Source organism: Pokkaliibacter plantistimulans (assembly GCF_003194385.1).
Lineage (GTDB): Bacteria > Pseudomonadota > Gammaproteobacteria > Pseudomonadales > Balneatricaceae > Pokkaliibacter > Pokkaliibacter plantistimulans.
Window position 1 is genome coordinate 38,679 of record NZ_LAPT01000034.1, and the last position, 19,063, is coordinate 57,741.

The 19,063-nt window shown below is 51.9% G+C and carries 21 protein-coding genes and 1 other RNA gene; 16 read left to right on the forward strand and 6 right to left on the reverse strand.

The window, feature by feature from the left end; genetic code table 11:
- Positions 1 to 3: 3 nt before the first annotated feature.
- On the reverse strand, positions 4 to 1,149 hold the full coding sequence (locus tag WH50_RS08350; protein ID WP_207780231.1) for a trypsin-like peptidase domain-containing protein: 1,146 nt from the start codon (positions 1,147 to 1,149) through the stop codon (positions 4 to 6).
- 70 nt (positions 1,150 to 1,219) lie between these two features.
- Here WH50_RS08350 and WH50_RS08355 point away from each other — a divergent pair, with 70 nt between their 5' ends.
- Complete coding sequence (locus WH50_RS08355; protein WP_459536956.1) at positions 1,220 to 1,999, forward strand: Nif3-like dinuclear metal center hexameric protein; 780 nt, start codon at positions 1,220 to 1,222, stop codon at positions 1,997 to 1,999.
- Positions 2,000 to 2,058: 59 nt separating this feature from the next.
- Here the strand turns inward: WH50_RS08355 and WH50_RS08360 are convergent, their stop codons facing one another.
- Positions 2,059 to 2,529, reverse strand: a complete 471-nt coding sequence (locus tag WH50_RS08360) for a ZapG family protein (RefSeq protein ID WP_110186905.1) — start codon at positions 2,527 to 2,529, stop codon at positions 2,059 to 2,061.
- A 161-nt stretch (positions 2,530 to 2,690) separates the two neighbouring features.
- On the opposite strand from WH50_RS08360, the gene zapE reads away from it, so the two are divergent.
- The 8 genes from zapE to WH50_RS08400 all read left to right on the forward strand — a co-directional run bounded on the left by zapE (position 2,691) and on the right by WH50_RS08400 (position 9,085).
- Entirely contained in the window at positions 2,691 to 3,797 is a 1,107-nt protein-coding gene (gene zapE, locus WH50_RS08365; protein ID WP_110186906.1) for a cell division protein ZapE, read from the forward strand.
- Between the two features lie 126 nt (positions 3,798 to 3,923).
- Positions 3,924 to 4,352 carry a 50S ribosomal protein L13 gene (rplM, locus tag WH50_RS08370; RefSeq protein ID WP_110186907.1) on the forward strand — a complete coding sequence of 143 codons (429 nt, stop codon included), beginning with the start codon at positions 3,924 to 3,926 and terminating at the stop codon, positions 4,350 to 4,352.
- A gap of 12 nt (positions 4,353 to 4,364) precedes the next feature.
- The gene (gene rpsI, locus WH50_RS08375; protein WP_104156454.1) at positions 4,365 to 4,757 is read left to right on the forward strand and encodes a 30S ribosomal protein S9; all 393 of its coding nucleotides are present in this window, start codon (positions 4,365 to 4,367) and stop codon (positions 4,755 to 4,757) included.
- Positions 4,758 to 5,206: 449 nt separating this feature from the next.
- Positions 5,207 to 5,803 carry a ubiquinol-cytochrome c reductase iron-sulfur subunit gene (gene petA, locus WH50_RS08380; protein WP_110186908.1) on the forward strand — a complete coding sequence of 199 codons (597 nt, stop codon included), beginning with the start codon at positions 5,207 to 5,209 and terminating at the stop codon, positions 5,801 to 5,803.
- On the forward strand, positions 5,803 to 7,062 hold the full coding sequence (locus WH50_RS08385) for a cytochrome b (RefSeq protein WP_110186909.1): 1,260 nt from the start codon (positions 5,803 to 5,805) through the stop codon (positions 7,060 to 7,062). Before petA ends, WH50_RS08385 begins: the two co-directional genes overlap by 1 nt.
- Positions 7,059 to 7,847 carry a cytochrome c1 gene (locus WH50_RS08390; RefSeq protein ID WP_341476829.1) on the forward strand — a complete coding sequence of 263 codons (789 nt, stop codon included), beginning with the start codon at positions 7,059 to 7,061 and terminating at the stop codon, positions 7,845 to 7,847. Before WH50_RS08385 ends, WH50_RS08390 begins: the two co-directional genes overlap by 4 nt.
- A gap of 86 nt (positions 7,848 to 7,933) precedes the next feature.
- Entirely contained in the window at positions 7,934 to 8,563 is a 630-nt protein-coding gene (locus WH50_RS08395) for a glutathione S-transferase N-terminal domain-containing protein (RefSeq protein WP_104156457.1), read from the forward strand.
- Between the two features lie 66 nt (positions 8,564 to 8,629).
- Complete coding sequence (locus WH50_RS08400) at positions 8,630 to 9,085, forward strand: ClpXP protease specificity-enhancing factor (protein WP_110186911.1); 456 nt, start codon at positions 8,630 to 8,632, stop codon at positions 9,083 to 9,085.
- A 79-nt stretch (positions 9,086 to 9,164) separates the two neighbouring features.
- On the opposite strand, the gene WH50_RS08405 is transcribed toward WH50_RS08400, so the two are convergent.
- From WH50_RS08405 to WH50_RS08420, 4 genes are read right to left on the reverse strand one after another with little or no spacing between them, the layout of a single operon-like run.
- Positions 9,165 to 9,734: a BON domain-containing protein gene (locus WH50_RS08405; RefSeq protein ID WP_110186912.1), complete on the reverse strand. Its 570-nt coding sequence runs from the start codon at positions 9,732 to 9,734 to the stop codon at positions 9,165 to 9,167.
- Positions 9,731 to 10,324, reverse strand: coding sequence for a phosphoheptose isomerase (locus WH50_RS08410; protein WP_110186929.1), 594 nt, complete (start codon positions 10,322 to 10,324; stop codon positions 9,731 to 9,733). The genes WH50_RS08405 and WH50_RS08410 overlap by 4 nt, the downstream gene beginning before the upstream one ends.
- 22 nt (positions 10,325 to 10,346) lie before the next feature.
- Complete coding sequence (locus WH50_RS08415) at positions 10,347 to 10,706, reverse strand: YraN family protein (RefSeq protein ID WP_165838359.1); 360 nt, start codon at positions 10,704 to 10,706, stop codon at positions 10,347 to 10,349.
- Positions 10,707 to 10,710: 4 nt separating this feature from the next.
- Positions 10,711 to 12,528, reverse strand: coding sequence for a penicillin-binding protein activator (locus WH50_RS08420; protein ID WP_341476830.1), 1,818 nt, complete (start codon positions 12,526 to 12,528; stop codon positions 10,711 to 10,713).
- Between the two features lie 48 nt (positions 12,529 to 12,576).
- Between WH50_RS08420 and rsmI the strand changes: the two genes are divergently transcribed.
- The 7 genes from rsmI (at position 12,577) to WH50_RS08455 (ending at position 18,977) form a co-directional block, all read left to right on the forward strand.
- Positions 12,577 to 13,425 carry a 16S rRNA (cytidine(1402)-2'-O)-methyltransferase gene (rsmI, locus tag WH50_RS08425; protein ID WP_110186915.1) on the forward strand — a complete coding sequence of 283 codons (849 nt, stop codon included), beginning with the start codon at positions 12,577 to 12,579 and terminating at the stop codon, positions 13,423 to 13,425.
- An 86-nt stretch (positions 13,426 to 13,511) separates the two neighbouring features.
- An RNA gene (gene rnpB / locus WH50_RS08430) (RNase P RNA component class A) lies at positions 13,512 to 13,860 on the forward strand.
- A 173-nt stretch (positions 13,861 to 14,033) separates the two neighbouring features.
- The gene (mraZ, locus tag WH50_RS08435) at positions 14,034 to 14,495 is read left to right on the forward strand and encodes a division/cell wall cluster transcriptional repressor MraZ (RefSeq protein ID WP_104156463.1); all 462 of its coding nucleotides are present in this window, start codon (positions 14,034 to 14,036) and stop codon (positions 14,493 to 14,495) included.
- A gap of 7 nt (positions 14,496 to 14,502) precedes the next feature.
- Positions 14,503 to 15,435 (forward strand): 16S rRNA (cytosine(1402)-N(4))-methyltransferase RsmH, encoded by a 933-nt coding sequence (gene rsmH / locus WH50_RS08440; RefSeq protein WP_110186916.1) that lies wholly within the window; start codon positions 14,503 to 14,505, stop codon positions 15,433 to 15,435.
- A gap of 1 nt (position 15,436) precedes the next feature.
- Complete coding sequence (ftsL, locus tag WH50_RS08445; protein ID WP_243410040.1) at positions 15,437 to 15,802, forward strand: cell division protein FtsL; 366 nt, start codon at positions 15,437 to 15,439, stop codon at positions 15,800 to 15,802.
- Positions 15,799 to 17,502, forward strand: coding sequence for a peptidoglycan D,D-transpeptidase FtsI family protein (locus WH50_RS08450; protein ID WP_110186917.1), 1,704 nt, complete (start codon positions 15,799 to 15,801; stop codon positions 17,500 to 17,502). Before ftsL ends, WH50_RS08450 begins: the two co-directional genes overlap by 4 nt.
- Positions 17,499 to 18,977: a UDP-N-acetylmuramoyl-L-alanyl-D-glutamate--2,6-diaminopimelate ligase gene (locus tag WH50_RS08455; protein ID WP_110186918.1), complete on the forward strand. Its 1,479-nt coding sequence runs from the start codon at positions 17,499 to 17,501 to the stop codon at positions 18,975 to 18,977. Before WH50_RS08450 ends, WH50_RS08455 begins: the two co-directional genes overlap by 4 nt.
- Positions 18,978 to 19,063: the final 86 nt, after the last annotated feature.

Consider the following 19,063-nt stretch of genomic DNA (forward strand, 5'->3'; position numbering starts at 1 on the left):
GAGCTATTGATCCTCCGTCAGAGTATTCGGGCGTTTACCCACGCTCACATTCACGGAAAGGGTGCGCTGATCACGCAGAATATCCAGCTGTATGCTGCTACCTGGCTTCATTTGAGAGACTTCAAACATCGAGTAATTATTGCCCATTACCGGCTTGCCGTTGATGCGAGTGATGATGTCTCCTGGGCGCAAGCCTGCGACATGGGCTGGGCCATTGCGATATAGTCCGGTGATCAGTAATGCATCCGCTGGAATGTTGTTGACACCTTCCGTTTTTAGCTCCTGAGTTTCTACTCCCAGCCAGCCGCGGATGACTTCACCGTATTTGATGAGGTCTTTGACTACCATATTGACCATATTGGCGGGGATGGCGAAGCCTATGCCCTGATAGCCGCCAGACTTGGAGAATATAGCAGTATTGATACCAATCAGGCGGCCTCGGACGTCTACCAGTGCTCCTCCGGAGTTGCCCGGGTTGATGGCCGCATCGGTTTGAATAAAGCGCTCAAAGGCGCTGAGTCCAAGCTGGCTTCGACCAATCGCACTGATAATGCCCATTGTCACTGTTTGCCCGACGCCGAAAGGATTGCCAATGGCGAGCACTACATCGCCAATACGTGCCTTGCTGTCGTCTGTTGTTTCAATCACCGGTAAGTTTGGCAGATCAATTTTAAGCAGAGCGAGGTCCGCATCCTGATCGCTGCCAATAACCTTGGCGTCAGCCTCCCGGCCATCACGTAAAGCCACTTTAATCTCGTCTGCACCACGAATAACGTGGTGGTTGGTTACCACGTAACCCTTACTATCAATAATAACGCCTGACCCCAGGCTGGACTGAATGCGGTCCCGATTCGGTGAGTCCGGCATGTTGAAGAAGCGACGAAATACCGGGTCATTCAGCATCGGGTTGGCAGGAGCACGCTGATAGGTTCTTGTGTAGATGTTGACTACTGCTGGAGCTGCATGCTCGACAGCGTCTGCATAGCTGGCTGGGCCAGTGGGCGGAACAAGAAGGCTACCAGGTGCGGCATGAGCCTCTTCAACAAAGGGCGCATGTTGATTCCAACCCAGCAGTGCAACGCCAATCGCAACACCGGTGATTGATGGCCAGATGAATGACCGGCAAACATGCATCCAGTTTTTCTTCATGCAGAAACCTCCTTCGTGCAAGAGCCGCTAAAATAGAGCCTGAAACTAAGTGATTCAAGGACCCTCAAACATGACAAACATGGTAAATCAGCCGATCTCTCTGGCCCAATTAGTGATGACAGCTGAGCAGCAGATGAACAGTGGAGCCTTTAAGGATTATTGTCCCAACGGATTGCAGGTCGAAGGGCGTTCTCAGGTGCGTAAATTGGTCAGTGGGGTCACTGCCAGCCTTGCATTTGTTGAGCAAGCGATAGTGGCTGGTGCTGATGCATTGTTAGTGCATCATGGCTATTTCTGGCGTGGCGAGACTGCTGAAGTGGTAGGGGTGAAAAAACGTCGATTGCAGGCGTTGCTGCAGGCGGATGTAAGCTTGCTTGCCTACCATCTGCCTTTGGATGCCCATGCAGAGTTGGGGAACAATGTGCAGTTGGCAAAGCGCCTTGGCTGGATAGTGGAGGATGGGCTTGAGCCTGGCAATCCTCGTTCTATTGGTTTGCAGGGGCGGTTATCACAAGCGTTGCCAATTAATGATGTGCTCTCTCAGCTTGCAGATATAACCGGTCGCACACCGTTACTGGTGGGGCAGGGGAAGCCGGTAGTAACAAGAATTGCCTGGTGCACTGGGGCAGCACAAAGCATGCTGGAGCAAGCAGCGTTGGTTGGGGCTGAGGTTTTTGTAAGCGGTGAGATATCAGAGCAGACGGTGCATCTGGCTAATGAGCTTGGGCTTTACTACATAGCGGCAGGACATCACGCTACAGAACGATACGGTGTTCAGGCTCTGGGAGATTGCTTGGCAGAGCAGCTTGGTATCGAGCATCAGTTCATTGATCTGCCTAATCCCGTTTGAGCACCCAGTTGCCACACTTTCTGGTATGGCAACTGGGCTCTTCGACGGACGGGTGAGAGTTAGTCGATACGAGGAGAGGTGGACTCTTGTGCAGCCTCTTTCGCCCTTAATCCGAAACCCTCGGCCAGCGTGCCGACATCATTAGGTGAGGACTTGGGGACGTAGTCCCGCGGTTGTTGAATCGGGGAGGGCTCGGCTTCACTGGTAGTATTGTCTGTCACTGTCTGAGTGACGGTTGCCAGTGGGCGCAGTGCTGTAGAGCCATCGCCTAGCTTGCTGTTGACGCTGTTTAACTGCGAGTGCATGGCTTCGACATTCGTCAGTAGCTGATTGAAGAGTGTGACGGTAGAGTCGAGATGATTCTGTACGTCAGCACGATAAGTGATCAGTTCCTGTTGCGTCGCAGTATTGCCGGTAAAGCTTTCAATCTCTCTTTTTTGCGGTGGTTGCCTTGGCATCAGGCGTCCGACAATCAGGCCGACGATGAAGGCAATGGCGGCGATCAGAATGATTTGTGCGAACTGTTCCACTGATTACTCCTGACTAGATCCTTGTATTACTCTCGCTATCATAGGGGAAGCTTGCTGTTGCACCAAGCGCAAGCTGTATTCCCTGACCTGCCATTGCTTAACATGGGGGGGATGGCTAAAGTATCGCCTTCTTGATTTTACCTACATGAACGACTACCGCCATGACCCCTCTGGAGCGCTACCAGCAAGACCTCAAACGTCCTGATTTTATCCATGATCCTGCCCAGGAAATGGCCGTCAGACATTTGCAGCGTTTGTTCGACGATCTGATTGCTCAGCAACATCAGCCCAAGCCTGGCTTGTTCCAACGGTTGTCAAATCGGTTGGGAAATAAAACGACAGAGCCGGTGACTGGCCTGTACTTCTGGGGTGGCGTAGGACGTGGTAAAACCTATCTCATGGATACTTTCTTTGAGTGCTTACCTTTTAAAGAGAAGAAGCGCACTCACTTCCACCGCTTTATGCAGCAGGTACATGAGGATCTGAAAGCGTTAGCTGGTACCGTGAACCCATTGGTTGCGATTGGCAAGAAATACAGCGAACAGGCGAGAGTGCTGTGCTTTGATGAGTTTTTCGTTTCGGACATTACTGATGCGATGATTCTGGGTGGGCTGCTGGAACAGCTGTTTGCCAATGGCGTGTCGCTGGTCGCGACATCCAACATTGTTCCTGATGGACTGTACAAGGATGGTTTGCAGCGGGCACGTTTCCTGCCAGCCATTGCGCTGCTCAACAAGTACACTCATGTGGTGAATGTGGACAACGGTGTGGACTATCGTCTGAGGGCGCTGGAACAGGCAGTGCTCTATTACAGTCCGCTGGGGGATGAAGCGGAACTGAGTCTGCGCAAGAGTTTTGAGTCTCTGGTACCTGATCTGGGATCAATGGAAGAGAGCACTGATTTGCTGGTGAACAACCGGGTTATAAAGGCACGCTTCCTTTGTCAGGATGTGGCATGGTTTGATTTTGCTGAACTGTGTGATGGGCCTCGTAGCCAGAACGACTATATAGAGCTGGCCAAGATGTATCATGCGGTGTTGTTGTCAGATGTGCCGCAGCTGGGTGGCAATAAAGATGATCAGGCGCGTCGGTTCATTAATCTGGTTGATGAGTTTTATGACAGTGGTGTCAAGCTGATTATTTCTGCATCGGTCCCTCTCATTGATTTATACGCTGGCGGGCGGCTGAACTTTGAGTTTGAGCGTACTACCAGTCGACTGTTGGAAATGCAGTCAAAAGAGTATCTTGCAAGAGAACATCGCTCTTAACATTTGCAGAATGAGCCGTTATAATGCGCGGCCTGCATTTTAAGCAGCATTGTGTTAGCCAGTGTGATCGGCTAACGAATAAAAATAGGTAGCACTCCCAAGTGCATCGTTGTTAGGACGAGATTAATGAAAACCCTGAGCGCCAAGCCTCATGCTGTAAAGCATGACTGGTATGTGGTTAACGCCGAAGGTAAAACCCTGGGTCGTCTGGCCACTGAGATTGCTCGCCGTCTGCGCGGTAAGCACAAGACTGAATACACTCCTCACGTTGATACCGGTGACTACATCGTTGTTGTTAACGCTGAGAAGGTTGCCGTTACTGGCGCCAAAGGTACTGACAAAATGTACCACCGCCACACTGGTTATCCAGGTGGTCTGAAGTCCATGAGCTTCAACCAGCTGATCGATCATGCGCCTGAGCGTGTTATCGAGCTGGCTGTGCGTGGCATGCTGCCCAAAGGTCCTTTGGGTCGCGCTATGCACTCCAAGCTGAAAGTGTATGCTGGTGCTGAGCACCCGCACACTGCCCAGCAGCCTAAAGAACTGAATATCTAAGGGGAAGTAGACATGTCAGTGACTCAATACTACGGTACCGGTCGCCGCAAGACCTCTACTGCCCGTGTTTACCTGAAGGCAGGCTCTGGCAAGATCGTCATCAACAAACGCAGCCTGGAAGAGTATTTCGGCCGCGAAACCGCTCGCATGGTAGTTCGTCAGCCTCTGGAATTGGCTGAAGCTACTGAGAAATTCGACGTCATCATCACCGTTGCTGGTGGTGGTAACTCTGGTCAGGCTGGTGCGATCCGTCACGGTATCACCCGCGCTCTGATCCAGTATAGCGAAGATCTGCGTTCACCTCTGCGTAAAGCAGGTTACGTTACCCGTGACGCTCGCGAAGTTGAGCGTAAGAAAGTGGGTCTGCGTAAAGCGCGTAAGCGTCCTCAGTACTCCAAGCGTTAATTCGCTTTTGGTACAGAAAAACCCCAGGTGGCGAAAGCTGCCTGGGGTTTTTCTTTTTTTGGGGGGGGAAAGGGGTTCGCGAACTACTGAGTATTTCGAAGTGGTTTGGCTTTGATATCGAATGCACTGCATTTTTTTGATCCTGAGCAGGGCGAGTACAGAAACCTTTTGCCATACTTAGGGGGCTTGCTGTGGTTACTTTCCACAAAAATGGCTGGAAAAAGGGATTGTGCACAGTCGTAAGCGGCATTTCTCTTTTCTCGATGTGTTGATTTTGTAAGTTGGAAAATATTAGCAGTACTGGCTATAAGGTTGATGGCCTATAGCCGATACGTGAACTTCATTACCGTCGGCGGCAATTCCGTGAATTAGAGCCGTGCACTGGCGTATTGGATATCTGCTTGGATGGGAGGCAGGTTTGCTCGTGCAAATATGGGAGAACACCTGTAATGAGCAATGACGGCGTGAATAAAGGGCGTCGGCGTTTCCTGGTGGCGACGACCTCGGTAGTCGGGGCTGTGGGTGCTGTTGGAGCAGCGGTGCCTTTTGTTGCATCATGGAGCCCAAGTGCCAAGGCAAAAGCAGCAGGGGCGCCAGTGAAGGCGGACATTTCCAAGCTGGAAATTGGTCAGCAAATGATCGCAGAGTGGCGTGGCAAGCCTGTATGGATTGTCCGGCGCAGTAAGGAGATGCTGGACAGCTTGTCGAAGCTGGATGGTCAGCTGGCGGATCCAATGTCAGAAAAGCCGCAACAGCCAGACTATATTCCCCACCAGGCATACCGTTCAATCAAGCCCGAGATTATGGTGATGGTGGGTATTTGTACTCATCTCGGGTGTTCGCCAACTTACCGACCTGAAGTTGCTCCAGCAGATCTGGGGCCAGAGTGGTTAGGTGGGTATTTTTGCCCATGTCATGGCTCTCGCTATGATTTGTCTGGACGGGTTTACAAGGGTATGCCTGCGCCATTGAATTTGTTGGTGCCCCCTCATAACTACACAGATGACAACACCATTGTGATTGGTGTGGATAAGGAGAAAACCTGATGGGTAATCCAAACCGCAGCAAGGCTACTGGTGGCTTATTGGGTTGGATAGATGCGCGTTTTCCTGCAACTCAAATGTGGGAGGACCATTTATCAAAATACTATGCGCCAAAAAACTTCAACTTCTGGTACTTCTTCGGCTCACTGGCGTTGTTGGTGCTGGTCAACCAGATTCTCACCGGAATATGGTTGACCATGAGCTACAATCCCAGTGCAGAAGGTGCTTTTGCCTCTGTTGAATACATCATGCGCGATGTCGATATGGGGTGGATAATCCGCTACCTGCACTCTACCGGCGCTTCAGCATTCTTTATTGTGGTCTATCTGCATATGTTCCGCGGCATGATGTATGGCTCGTACCGCAAGCCACGGGAGCTGGTGTGGATATTCGGTATGGCTATCTATCTGGCGCTAATGGCGGAAGCCTTCATGGGATATCTGTTACCCTGGGGGCAAATGTCCTACTGGGGTGCGCAGGTTATTGTCTCTCTTTTCGGTGCGATTCCAGTAGTAGGGGAGGACCTTGCTCAGTGGATTCGTGGTGACTATCTGATATCAGGTATCACACTAAATCGCTTTTTCGCATTGCATGTAATAGCTCTGCCTATTGTCTTGCTGGCGCTGGTCGTCCTGCACATTCTTGCTCTTCATGAGGTGGGATCGAATAACCCGGACGGGATCGAAATCAAGGCTCTCAAGGATGAGCGTGGTATCCCGCTGGATGGTATTCCTTTTCACCCTTATTACACCGTCAAAGATATTGTGGGTGTTGTGGTATTCCTGTTTGTCTTCTGCACAGTGGTGTTTTTCTTCCCAGAGATGGGGGGGTACTTCCTGGAGAAGCCGAACTTCGAGCCTGCCAATGGATTGAAAACGCCAGTGCATATTGCGCCGGTTTGGTACTTCACTCCCTTCTATGCCATGTTGCGAGCTGTCACCTATCCGCTGTTTGGTGTGGATGCCAAGTTCTGGGGGGTGGTTGTTATGGGGGCGGCCATTGCCATCCTGTTTGTGTTGCCCTGGCTTGATCGCTCACCAGTCAAGTCCATCCGCTACAAAGGCTGGATGAGCAAAGTAGCGCTCGTTATTTTTGCGTTATCTTTTGTCTTGCTGGGGTGTCTGGGAGCGACGCCTTCTACAGGTCCTCGAACGGTTGCGGCGCAGCTGGCAACTGTTTTGTACTTCGCTTACTTCCTGCTGATGCCTTTCTATACCCGCATGGAGTCAACCAAGCCTGTGCCTGAGCGAGTGACTGGATGATGAATAAAATACTGGCCATAGTTTTTGCAGCGTTAATGCCAGTTGTGGGATGGGCAGCTGAAGGACATAGCGTGCATTTGGATAAACATGAGACCGATCTGCATGACACGGCCTCTATGCAGCGTGGATGGGCACTGTTTAAAAATTATTGCCTGGGGTGTCACTCGGCAAACTATCAGCGTTATGAGCGCACGGCTGATGATCTCGGTGTGCCCGCAGAGATGGCTGAAAAATACCTGGTTTTGCCCGGGCACAAGATTGGTGAGCAGATGACCGTGGCTATGCGTACTGTTGATGCAAAGGCTTGGTTTGGTAGTCCTCCACCAGATTTGACATTAGAGGCGAGATTGCGTGGAACAGATTGGATTTATACCTATCTGCGCAGTTTCTATGCAGATAGCTCTCGTCCTTTTGGGGTTAACAACACCGTATTTCCCAATGTTGGAATGCCTCATGCGTTAATTGAGTTGCAGGGGGTGCCCGAAAAAACCTGTAAGCCTGTACCTGTTGTTGATGAGGATGGGCGTACCAAGGTAGATCCCCTCACGGGTAAGGCTTTTCTTGAAACGCAATGTGATGTTATTGGCATCAAGCAGGGAACGGGTAAGTTGACAGAAAAGGAATATGATCAAGCGGTCTATGATCTGGTAAACTTCCTCGCCTATATGGGTGAACCATCAAAATTGGACAGCATGCGAATTGGCACCTATGTGCTAATATTCTTGGCCATTCTATTTGTGTTCGCCTACGCGCTGAAACGTGAGTACTGGCGAGACGTGCATTAGTACGTTGTTAAGCGAGCTTACGCGCGGCCTTTAAGGGCCGCGTTGGCGTTTGTGCAAAAAATCTTTATTCAGAAGAGGTTACCAACATGGGTGTTGTGGCGAAGCGTTCTTCAATGACGTTCTTCTCCAACGGTGAAGATCATTACAGCCATCGCGTACGTATCGTACTGGCCGAAAAGGGGGTGACTGTTGATGTGCTGGATACCGATCCTGAGCATTTGCCCGAGGATGTGACCACTCTTAACCCTTATAGCTCATTACCGACATTGCTTGATCGTGAGTTGGTGCTGTTTGAGCCTAATATCATGATGGAGTACCTTGATGAGCGTTTTCCGCATCCTCCGCTGCTGCCTGTTTACCCGGTAGCGCGTGCTGAAAGCCGTCAGTTGATGCATCGTATCCAGCGCGACTGGTGCAAGCATGTTGATCTGATCCTGGCAAATAAAAATAGTGATGAAGCTGAACAGTCACGCCAGATTCTCACTGATAGTCTGGTATCTATTGCACCGATTTTCTCTGAGCGTCCTTACTTTATGAGCGATGAGTTCACTCTGGTGGATTGCTGCACTGCGCCAATTCTATGGAGACTTCCTGCTCTGGGTATCGAGCTGCCTGAAAAGCCCGCCAAGCATCTTCTGAAATACATGGGACGGTTGTTTGAACGTGAATCTTTCCGCGCCAGCTTGTCTGAGGCTGAAAAAGAGATTCGTGCTTGAGACTATGCTGGCGATATGCTGCTCTGGGCTGAATGCCCTTTTATCTGTTTGTGAAAAGAGTTACTTATGATACCTAGCCGCGCATTCCTGGCTCGTGCCTTGTATGACTGGATACTTGAGAACGGTTGGACTCCATACGTCGTTGTTGATGCTGAGTGTCCAGGGGTTCAGGTACCAGTTCAGCACGTTCAAGATGGGCAGATTATTCTCAATATTTCACCGTCAGCAGTGCAGTATCTGCAGATGGGTAATGCTGAGTTGACATTTAGTGCGCGATTCGGGGGAGTGCCAATGCAAGTAATTGCCCCTATTGCCTCTGTTCTGGCGATGTATGCCAGAGAAAATGGTCAGGGTATGGGGTTTGGTATGGAGCCCGGAGCGGATCTGCTGGAGCAGCGTTTGCTGGAGGAGGCAACGGCTTCTTCACTGGAAGCTGTTGATGGAGTTTCTAGCAAGGGTGATGAGCCAGTAGAGGACGCGGATAGCAAGAAAAAGCGTCCAAACTTGAAGGTTGTTAAGTAGTGAAGTAATCGCTGCTACTGAGCTGTTTCTTTGATTACAAAAGGCATGTTCTCGAACATGCCTTTTGTTTTATTGGAGTTTAAATGTACTCGAAGACTTTAACGATCTGTTGAACCCCGCCAACTTGCCTGATTAAGTCGACTGCCAGGTTGGCTTGTTGTGGTGTGACTCGTCCCATTAAATAAACGATCCCAGCTTCGGTAATTACCTTGATCTGTGAGCTCGGTACATTCTTGTTGGAAAAGAGTTTACTTATTACCTGTGTGGTAATGAAGGTATCTTGGCTCTGCATAACCAGTGTGGCTGGCGGTGCCACAGACAGCATGTTCTGTACTTGTTTTACGTCGCGAACCTGCTGGACTATTCTGCCTGCTTCTTCTTTTGCTGCCTGGGTAGGTACCTGTCCAACCAGCAGTACGATACCATCAATGCTGGTTACGGAGATGCGCCCGTGTTGTACCTCTGCTGAACCTTTGCTGATATTTACATTGGCTTTCGTCTCGATTACCTGATCGTCGATATACCCGCCCATGGTGCGTGAACCGTAGTCTTCTTTAATAGGTTCTTCGCGGCCATTGGATATCATAGTTGAGCAGCCATGCAGAGCGATGGTGCTAAGTACCAAGGTTGCAAGCAAAGGGTGCTTCATCCTTCTCCTCCAAAGAGCTGATGGTCAATAAGGTCGCATAAACAATGCACGATCAGGGTGTGGACTTCTTGAATGCGCACAGGCTGATCCGAAGGGACTCGCAGTTCAACCTCTTCTGGTCTGAGTAGTGCTGCTATATCACCCCCATCGTGGCCAGTCAGTGCAATAACCATCATATCGCGGTCATGGGCTGCCTGAATCGCTTGGACTATGTTGGCAGAGCGGCCTGATGACGACAAAACCAACAGGATGTCTCCTGGTTGACCTAGGGCTCGAGTTTGTTTTGAGAAGACATCGCTGTAGCTGTATTCGCTAGCGATAGCTGTCAACGTGGCGGCATCCGAGCTCAAAGCCATGGCAGGCAGGCCGGGGCGATCACGATCGAAGCGATTCAAAAGCTGTGTGGCGAAGAGTTGGGCATCGATTGCAGACCGACCATTGCCACAGCACAGGATTTTTCCCTCATTTAGCAGACAATGCAGCATCATCTCGCTGGCGTGGGCTATTACAGGCGTAAGGGTTTCAACCGCATGGACTTTGACGTCGATGCTGGTGTGAAATTGCGCAATGATGCGATCTTGCAGCTCCATGAGTGGTTGGGTCATGTCAGATTCAGGTCGTGAAGGCATTTTTCAGCCAGTTAAATAGGTAGCCATCAGCACTGTTTTCAACAGCGATGACATCAAAGCGACAGAGCTGATTTTGCCATCGCGGATTGTGCTGCAGGTAAGCATGGGCGGCGTTGATTATCCTGCTTTGCTTGTTGGTACCCACCGATTGTGCAGCGGATACCAGAGAACTGGCACTGCGATAGCGAACTTCGACAAATATCAGGATGTTTTGTTCCTGCACGATAATATCGATTTCGCCATTGGCCAGCCTGATATTCCTGTCCACCACCATCAGCCCGGCTTGCTTCAGGTAATCACAGGCTGCCTGTTCAGCGCTTCTGCCGCGCCAAAATGCTCGCACACCCTCAGTCCTGTGGTTGGTTGGTGAGGATGGGGTAAGGCGCTCCGTCACGCATGCGCGCAATGCTGAGTTGTCGATGAATGACGCCGTCTTCCATCTCCAAAATGCCCGTCTGGCCATAGAAGCGGCTGCTCTGATGTTCCTTCATCAGCGGCATCCGCAGCATGAGCTCAAAAGCATCCATACCCATGGCATAGAACCCCAGAACGTTGCCAGCTGACTGCTGCCAGAAGTCCTGCACCTGAGCTGAATTGCCGCTAACTCCCTTCAGAAGCATGGGCATGATGGTGAAATAGACACCATTCAAATCCTGATCATGCTGAGGGTCGGGTTTGCCAGTGTAAATTTGCGATGTCGCGTAAATGGGGATGTCAGAGGCAAAGTTGAACGACAGGGCAGGGACTACCTGTCGTGCGGTCTGGGGTTTGCTAACTAGAAAAATCATATCAATATCCTGGCGGTGACGTGCGCTGCCATTGCTGGCTTTGGCTTGTGAGGCCGTCATGTTCAGACCGAGCCATTGAGCAGAGACATCGACATAAGAGTCGCGACCATCCAGCGAAAATTCGTCTTGTATGGTGCCTCCCAGTGACTGCCATTCCTGACGAAATGCGCTGGCGGCTCGTTGAGCCCATTCACTGGGTTCGGTGAGAAGCATGGCGCTGCGCTTGCCATCTTGCCAAGCCTGATTGGCCGCCTGGCGGGCTTCGTCTTCAATCGTCAGGCCATATTCAAAGAGGTTGTCGGGCAGATAGCTGGTGTTGTCCAGTACGTTCAGGCCCAGGGTGTCGATATCGAGATGGTTGCTGTTAGCCAGCTGCTGTAACTGCTCTTTGCGCAGAGGGCCGATGACAAACTCTACGCCCTGACTTTTCAGATCCTGATATAAAGACAACAGGTTCGGGTAGCTTTCGCTGTCCTTGACTACCACTTCGGGCGTATTCAGACCGCTTTGCTGGCGCTGATAGTAGGAGGTCATGAAGCCTTGTTGGATGGCTTGGCTGACGTTGGCTAGCTGGCCGCTCAGTGGCAGTACTAATGCCACCTTGGGAGGAAGTTCGGTGTTGGTGTCGGTCAGAGCGGCAAGCTCTCCCGGCAGCAGGTAGCTGGCGGGGTGGCTGGGCCATGCGCGTTTCCAGTCCATGAGGTTGCTGGTCTGCTGTGCCAGATCAGACTGGTTGCGCATTATCAGTGCCAGCTCAAGCCAGCCTTGAGTGAGGCTGTCGAGTGCATCGCCTTTCGCTTGACTAAGCTGGCTGGTGTTGCTGCGTTGCAGGTCTTGCCAGATCAAGTCGTGCTGAGTCTGCTTCTGACTGCCATCCAGCAGGCTTGATAATTGAATACGCTCTTTGGCGGCGTGAATGTAGTCAAGATTCAGTTCGAAAGCCTGAGCACGCAACTGGTGCAGCAGCTGTTCATCGACGGAGCTTAGCTGCGACTGCTGGAAGATTGGGTCATGTAGCCAAAAGAGCGCCTGGTTACCATCCTGTCGGCTGAGTTCCAGCTTGGCTCGAAGGAATGCATATTCGAGTTTCAGGTCGGCATCGAGTGATCGTTCATCAACCATGTCTGTCAGCATGCTGGCATCGCCAGGGCGCGCCTGATCTAACAACTGTTCTGCGTTCAGCAATAGAAACTCGTTACGATCTTCACCGGACTTTGTCTGGCTGCGTGCTACTATGGAGCCAATTGATTGTTGTGAGCTGGCTCGTTGAGTTGCTTTCTGTGGCTGAGTCCCTGAGTTGGACACGCACCCAGCCAGCAGGATGCTTGCAGATGTTGCTAGGCATAGTGCCAAGCTGCGTAAATTGCATAAGCTCACAGTCAATCCCTGTCGCCTTGGTTTTTTATCGGAATATCTGGATTCGGCATGTCAGAACAGGCCTTATATATTGTCGCCACTCCAATTGGAAATCTTGAGGACTTAAGTCCTCGTGCTGTTGCCACATTGTCCAGCGTTGGGCTGATTGCGGCAGAAGATACTCGCCATAGTCAGCGTTTGCTGTCTCATTTCAATATTCGGACCCCAGTGTGGGCTGTACATGATCACAATGAGCGCAAGCAGGCAGACGCTATTGTACAGCGATTGATGGGAGGGGAAAGTGTTGCTCTGGTTTCTGACGCAGGAACACCTCTAATCTCCGATCCTGGCTATCACCTGGTGAAGGAGGTGCGCCGGGCTGGATTCAAGGTGGTGCCGATACCGGGGCCGTGTGCCATGGTGACAGCGCTGTGTGCAGCAGGCCTGCCAACTGACAAGTTTGTATTTGAGGGGTTTCTGCCTGCAAAGGCGCAAGCCAGGCAGGCTGCGCTGGAAAAGGTCAGAGATGAAGCCAGGACTCTGGTGTTTTACGAAAGTCCACATCGCATTCTTGCCACGCTTCAGGCAATGGTGGAGGTGTTGGGTGAGGGGCGCGCCATGGTGATGGCGAGGGAATTGACCAAAACCTTCGAGACTTTTTTGTCTGGTTCGATTGCAGAAGTGCTGGCCGAGGTTGAAGCAGATCACAATCAGCAAAAGGGAGAGATGGTGCTTATGGTTCAGGGGCACTCTGTATCTGTTGCTGACGATGACGATCTGGATGCAGAGGGTGTGCGTGTCATGCAAATACTGCTGGAGTCGCTGTCAATCAGCCAGGCTGCCTCAACGGGTGCAAAAATACTTAATCAGTCGCGCAAGAAATTGTATCAGTGGGCTCTGGCGCGTCAGAGTGACTAACAGACGGGACGGGTAACGGGGGTATTGAAGAATATCTGCAGTTGCCCCTTGTACCTTTGAAATTGCATGGTATCCTTTGCCGCCGCTGAGTCCGCTGGACAATCGTCGCCCTGCAAGGGGGGGAGGAAAGTCCGGGCTCCACAGGGCAGAGTGCCAGATAACGTCTGGGAGGCGCGAGCCTACGGAAAGTGCAACAGAAAGTATACCGCCTAAGTCCGCAAGGACCGGTAAGGTTGAAATGGTGCGGTAAGAGCGCACCGCGTGGGTGGCAACACTCCACGGCGATGGTAAACCCCACTCGGAGCAAGACCAAATAGGAACCCATTAGGCGTGGCCCACGCTGGGTTCGGGTAGGTCGCTTGAGGTCAGTGGTGACGCTGACCCTAGATGAATGATTGTCCTCGACAGAACCCGGCTTACAGGCGGGCTCAGCCCTTCCTTTCTGATATGTATCCAACTCCTTTCTAGGCTTTCTTGAATTCCACTCATCTAGGCGTGGCTGGGTGGCTTTTGCCTTGCAAATGCTATGGTGCATTTCTATAGTGTGGGTGGTGAAAAGTGGGAGAAAGTGGTGTTTAAGTGGGGAGGTTGTCAGTGAGTGAGGGTCGATGGGTAGTTTTCGCGGGCTAACATCAATTTCTCTCGACGATAAGGGGCGAATGGCACTTCCTGCTCGTTACCGGGAGTTATTGACAGAAGCCTGTGACGGCAACCTGGTACTCACGATTGATACTGAAGATCCATGTTTGCTGCTCTATCCCTTGCCAGTATGGGAGGGTATTCAGGCGCGTCTGGAAGCACTGCCTAGCTATAACCCGGCGACTAGGCGTATCCAGCGCTTGTTGATTGGTCATGCTACAGATGTGCAAATGGATAAGCAGGGTCGTGTATTGCTGCCAATGGTGCTGCGAGCTTATGCCAGGCTGGACAAGCAAGTGGCGCTGATAGGTCAGGGACAGCGATTTGAGCTGTGGGATGAAGCAATGTGGATGCAGCGGCGAGAGGAGTATCTCGCGCCGACTCATGACATGGCTGGCTTGCCAGCTGAATTAAGTGAATTAGCACTGTAGGCGACAAATGACAGATACCTATCAGCACGTAACAGTACTCTTGGACGAGGCTGTCGATCAGCTGGTGACCAATAGTGATGGCGTCTACATTGACGGCACCTTCGGCCGTGGCGGCCACTCTTCACGCATTCTTCAGCGGCTGTCTGCTAACGGCAGGCTAATAGCTATTGACAAGGATCCTGATGCCATTGCGGTGGCTAAGCAACGTTTTGCTGAAGATCCTCGTTTTGAAATTGTTCATGCATCCTTTGCTGATCTCGCCGAGATAGTCTCGCAGCGCTCTCTGCATGGGCAGATAAGCGGTGTCCTGCTTGATCTCGGTGTCTCATCTCCCCAGCTGGATAATCCTGAGCGCGGCTTCAGCTTTATGCAGGACGGGCCACTGGATATGCGTATGGATCCTTCGCAGGGGCTCAGCGCTGCAGACTGGGTCAACTCGGCAGCAGAGAAAGATATTGCTGATGTGCTCTTTGTTTACGGTGAAGAGCGTCATTCCCGGCGAATGGCAAAGGCTGTAGTAGCCGCCCGGCAAGTAGCACCTATTCTGCGTACCCATACGCTGTCAAAAATCATTACCGATGCCAACCCTGCCTGGGAGAAAGGTAAACACCCTGCAACGAGGGCATTTCAGGCCATTCGTATCTTTATCAATAAAGAACTGGACGACATCCAAACCTGCCTTGACGCATCTGCCGATGTGTTGACGTCTTCTGGTCGTCTGGTTGTCATCAGTTTTCACTCCTTGGAAGACCGCATAGTTAAACGCTTTATCCGCAAGGAATCCAAAGGCGAGCAGCTGCCAAGAGGTCTGCCAGTTACTCAGGATATGCTCAATATCCGTATGCGTACCTTGGGAAAGGCGCAAAAGGCTGAAGCTGACGAAGTAACCGACAATGTTCGGTCTCGCAGTGCAATCATGCGCGTAGCTGAGAGGATCTAGTATGGGACAGGCGGTAGTGAACAAGCAGCCTGCTCGAGTGCAGAATGTTGTGCCTCAAAAACGGCTGGTCATGCATCCTGTACTCAAGATTGAGGCTTCTTCCTGGCGTGTCATCCTGATTGCGGTATTGATGGCAATGGTTGTTGCCAGTGCTGTGGCAGTGATCCTGAGCTCTCATTGGAATCGTAAACAATTTAATGAGCTGCAGCAGTTAGAGCGACAGCGTGATCGTCTGGAGGTCGAGTGGGGTCAGCTTTTGCTGGAGGAAAGTACCTGGTCAGCACACAGCCGGGTAGAGACGCTCGCTCGTGACAGGTTGCACATGTTTTCGCCTCCTCCCAAATCAATCATTATGGTTCAGCCATGAGAAACACCAATACGGGCCTGCCATTCCCCTGGCGAGTACGCATAGTACTTGGCATGCTGGGGGCGCTCGCACTTATTCTGGTGGGGCAGCTCATTAACCTGCAGGTGGTACACCAGAACTTCCTGAATACTCAGGGAGATGCGCGTGCGCTGCGAAAAGAGGTCATTCCTGCGCATCGTGGCATGATTGTGGATCGTAATGGCGAGCCATTGGCTATCAGTGCGCCAGTCGAAACCCTATGGGCGGAACCGCAAATACTGAGCGAGTATCCCGATCGCTGGGCTGACCTGGCGACGGCTCTGGAGACACCCGCTGATGTGCTCGCTCAGCGTATCAAGCTTAATGCAACCAAAGAGTTTATGTATCTGCGTCGCCAGATGACGCCGAATGATGCAGCCAAGGTGGTGGCATTAGGCATTCCTGGCGTATATAGCCGCAAGGAGTATCGCAGGTTCTATCCCGCCGCCGAAGTGACCAGCCATGTTGTTGGCTTTACTGATGTCGATGGCAAAGGGCAGGAAGGGCTGGAGCTGGCTTATGACTCCTGGCTTGAAGGTGTGCCGGGGCTAAAAGACGTGTTGCGCGATCGCTTGGGGCGCAATATCAAGGATCTGAAACTGGTCAAGCAGGCACGCCCAGGTAAGGATCTGGTGTTGTCCATTGACTTGCGTCTGCAATATCTGGCGTATCAGGCGCTGAAAGGGGTGGTTGCAGAGAACGGCGCCAAGGCCGGAACCATGGTCGTACTGGATGCCAAGACGGGTGAGGTTTTGGCTATGGTTAACCAGCCTGCCTACAACCCCAATAACAGAGTCGACGTTTCGTCATCCAGTTTACGCAACCGGGCAATCACGGATATGTACGAGCCCGGCTCGACCATGAAGGCGCTGACCGTTTCATCCGGGTTGATGAATCACGTTATTACGCCTGATACTAAAATTGACACCACCCCGGGGCGGTTGCGGATTACCTATAAGACGATCTCTGATCACCGTAACTACGGCGTCCTTGATATCACTGGCATTATTACCAAGTCCAGTAACGTTGGGGCGTCGAAAATTTCCATGATGCTGCCGGAAGGCGCGTTGTGGCAGACTTTCCATAGTTTTGGTCTCGGGCAAAATCCACAAACTGGTTTTCCTGGCGAACAGCCAGGGGAACTGCCTTTCTACAAGCCTACTCAGGTGCTGCAGCTGGCCACTATGTCGTACGGCTATGGCCTGACGGTTACACCACTGCAGCTTGCGCGGGCCTACGTCCCCTTTGCAAATGGCGGCAAGTTGTTCCCTGTTTCCATGGTGAAGCGGGCCAGTCCTGTTGAGCCGACTCAGGTAGTTACACCTGAAGTAGCTCATGATGTTTTAAAAATGCTGGAAACAGTAACCGAGAGTGGTGGTACGGCAACTCGTGCTCAGGTGCCCGGGTATCATCTTGCTGGCAAAACCGGGACCGTACACAAGGTTGGTCCGAATGGTTACGAGGCCAACAACTATTTTTCAGTATTTGCTGGTATTGCACCGGCATCTGATCCCCGTCTGGTAGCAGCCATCATCATAGATGACCCTTCCAGCGGAGAGTACTTCGGGGGAGCTGTGGCAGCGCCTGTGTTCGGCCGGTTTATTGCTGGTGCTATGCGTCTCCTAAATATTCCGCCGGATGATCTTGAAGGTCTTATCAAGCTCCAAGGGAAAAAATCATGAGTGCTTCTCAGCCTGCAACTCTGGGTGAGTGGTTAGCAACAGAGCCGATCCCTGTCGAGTTGGCTCATCAGCCGTTGGCGCCTATTACGCTGGACAGTCGGCGCGTAGAGTCCGGTTATTGGTACGTCATTACGGTTCTGGATTCTGACAAGGCTCAGCGCTTTTATCTGGATGCCGTTGAACGCGGCGCTGCTATGGTGCTGGTTGATGCCAGCCTTTCTGTTGAAGAGAAGGTGGGTTGTCCCGTCATCAAACTGGCTGAGCTTAAATCGCGATTAGGCGAGTTGATGAACTGCTATTTTGCCTTTCCGAGCCGTCAGATGGATGTCATTGGGGTCACGGGCACCAACGGGAAAACATCCGTCAGTCAGTTTATCGCTTCTGCTTTGGCATTTTTAGGTAAGCCCTGCGCCGTACTGGGTACCCTGGGCTATGGTATGCCGGGCCAGTTGCAGACCGCCACTCACACCACGCCCGATATTGATCGTGTGCATGGCGTTATGGCACAGATGCAGGTGCAGCAGGGCGCGAAAGCGGTAGCGATGGAGGTCTCATCCCATGCGCTGACTCAGGGGCGAGTGGACGGAGTGACGTTTCAGACTGCTGTTTTCACTAACCTGAGCCGTGACCATCTAGATTATCACGGCGATATGGCATCTTATGCCGTCGCCAAACAGTGTCTGTTCAAGTGTGCGGAATTACAGCACGCTGTCATTAATCTGGATGACTCCTGGGCTGCCAGCTTTATTGAGGTACTTGCTCCTACAGTAAATCTGGTGACCTATGCCACTGAGCAGGATGCAACTATCTATCTTGGGCTATGGCATCCCGAACCAGACGGTATGCGTCTGGAATTCATGACGCCGCGAGGGCGTGTCTCCTTCTCGACCCCACTGTTGGGTCGTTTCAATGTCAGTAATCTGCTGGCAGTAGCTGCTGTGCTTTACGCACAAGGCTATAGCGTTGAACAAATCAGTGCTGCGTTGGCTCAGGTGCAGCGTGTACCCGGACGGATGGAATCATTCAGACAGCAGGGAAAACCACTACTAGTCGTTGATTATGCTCATACGCCCGATGCTCTGGTCAAAGCGCTCAGCGCACTGCGGGAGCATGTGCAGGGGCGGCTGTGGTGCGTATTTGGCTGTGGCGGCGACCGTGACCGAGGCAAGCGGCCATTGATGGCTGCGGCTGTGGAGTCCCAAGCCGACTTTATCATCCTGACGCAGGACAACCCGCGCACCGAGTCATCACAGCAGATCATTGCCGATACTCAGGCAGGTTTCATGACATTGGATCACGTGAGCATCATCACTGATCGAGAGGCTGCCATTCGCTATGCGGTGGAGCATGCGTCGCCTGACGACATGGTACTGATCGCAGGTAAAGGCCATGAAGAATATCAAGACATTGCTGGCGTCAAACATGCGTTTTCAGATCGTGCTTTGGCGGCAGAGCTATTGGGAGTGGCGTTGTGATCGGTACCTGGGTTTTGAGTGATATCGCCGCAGCGTTGCCTGAGGCAGAACATCCAGTCGGTACAGCGTGGCAACATGTACAGGTT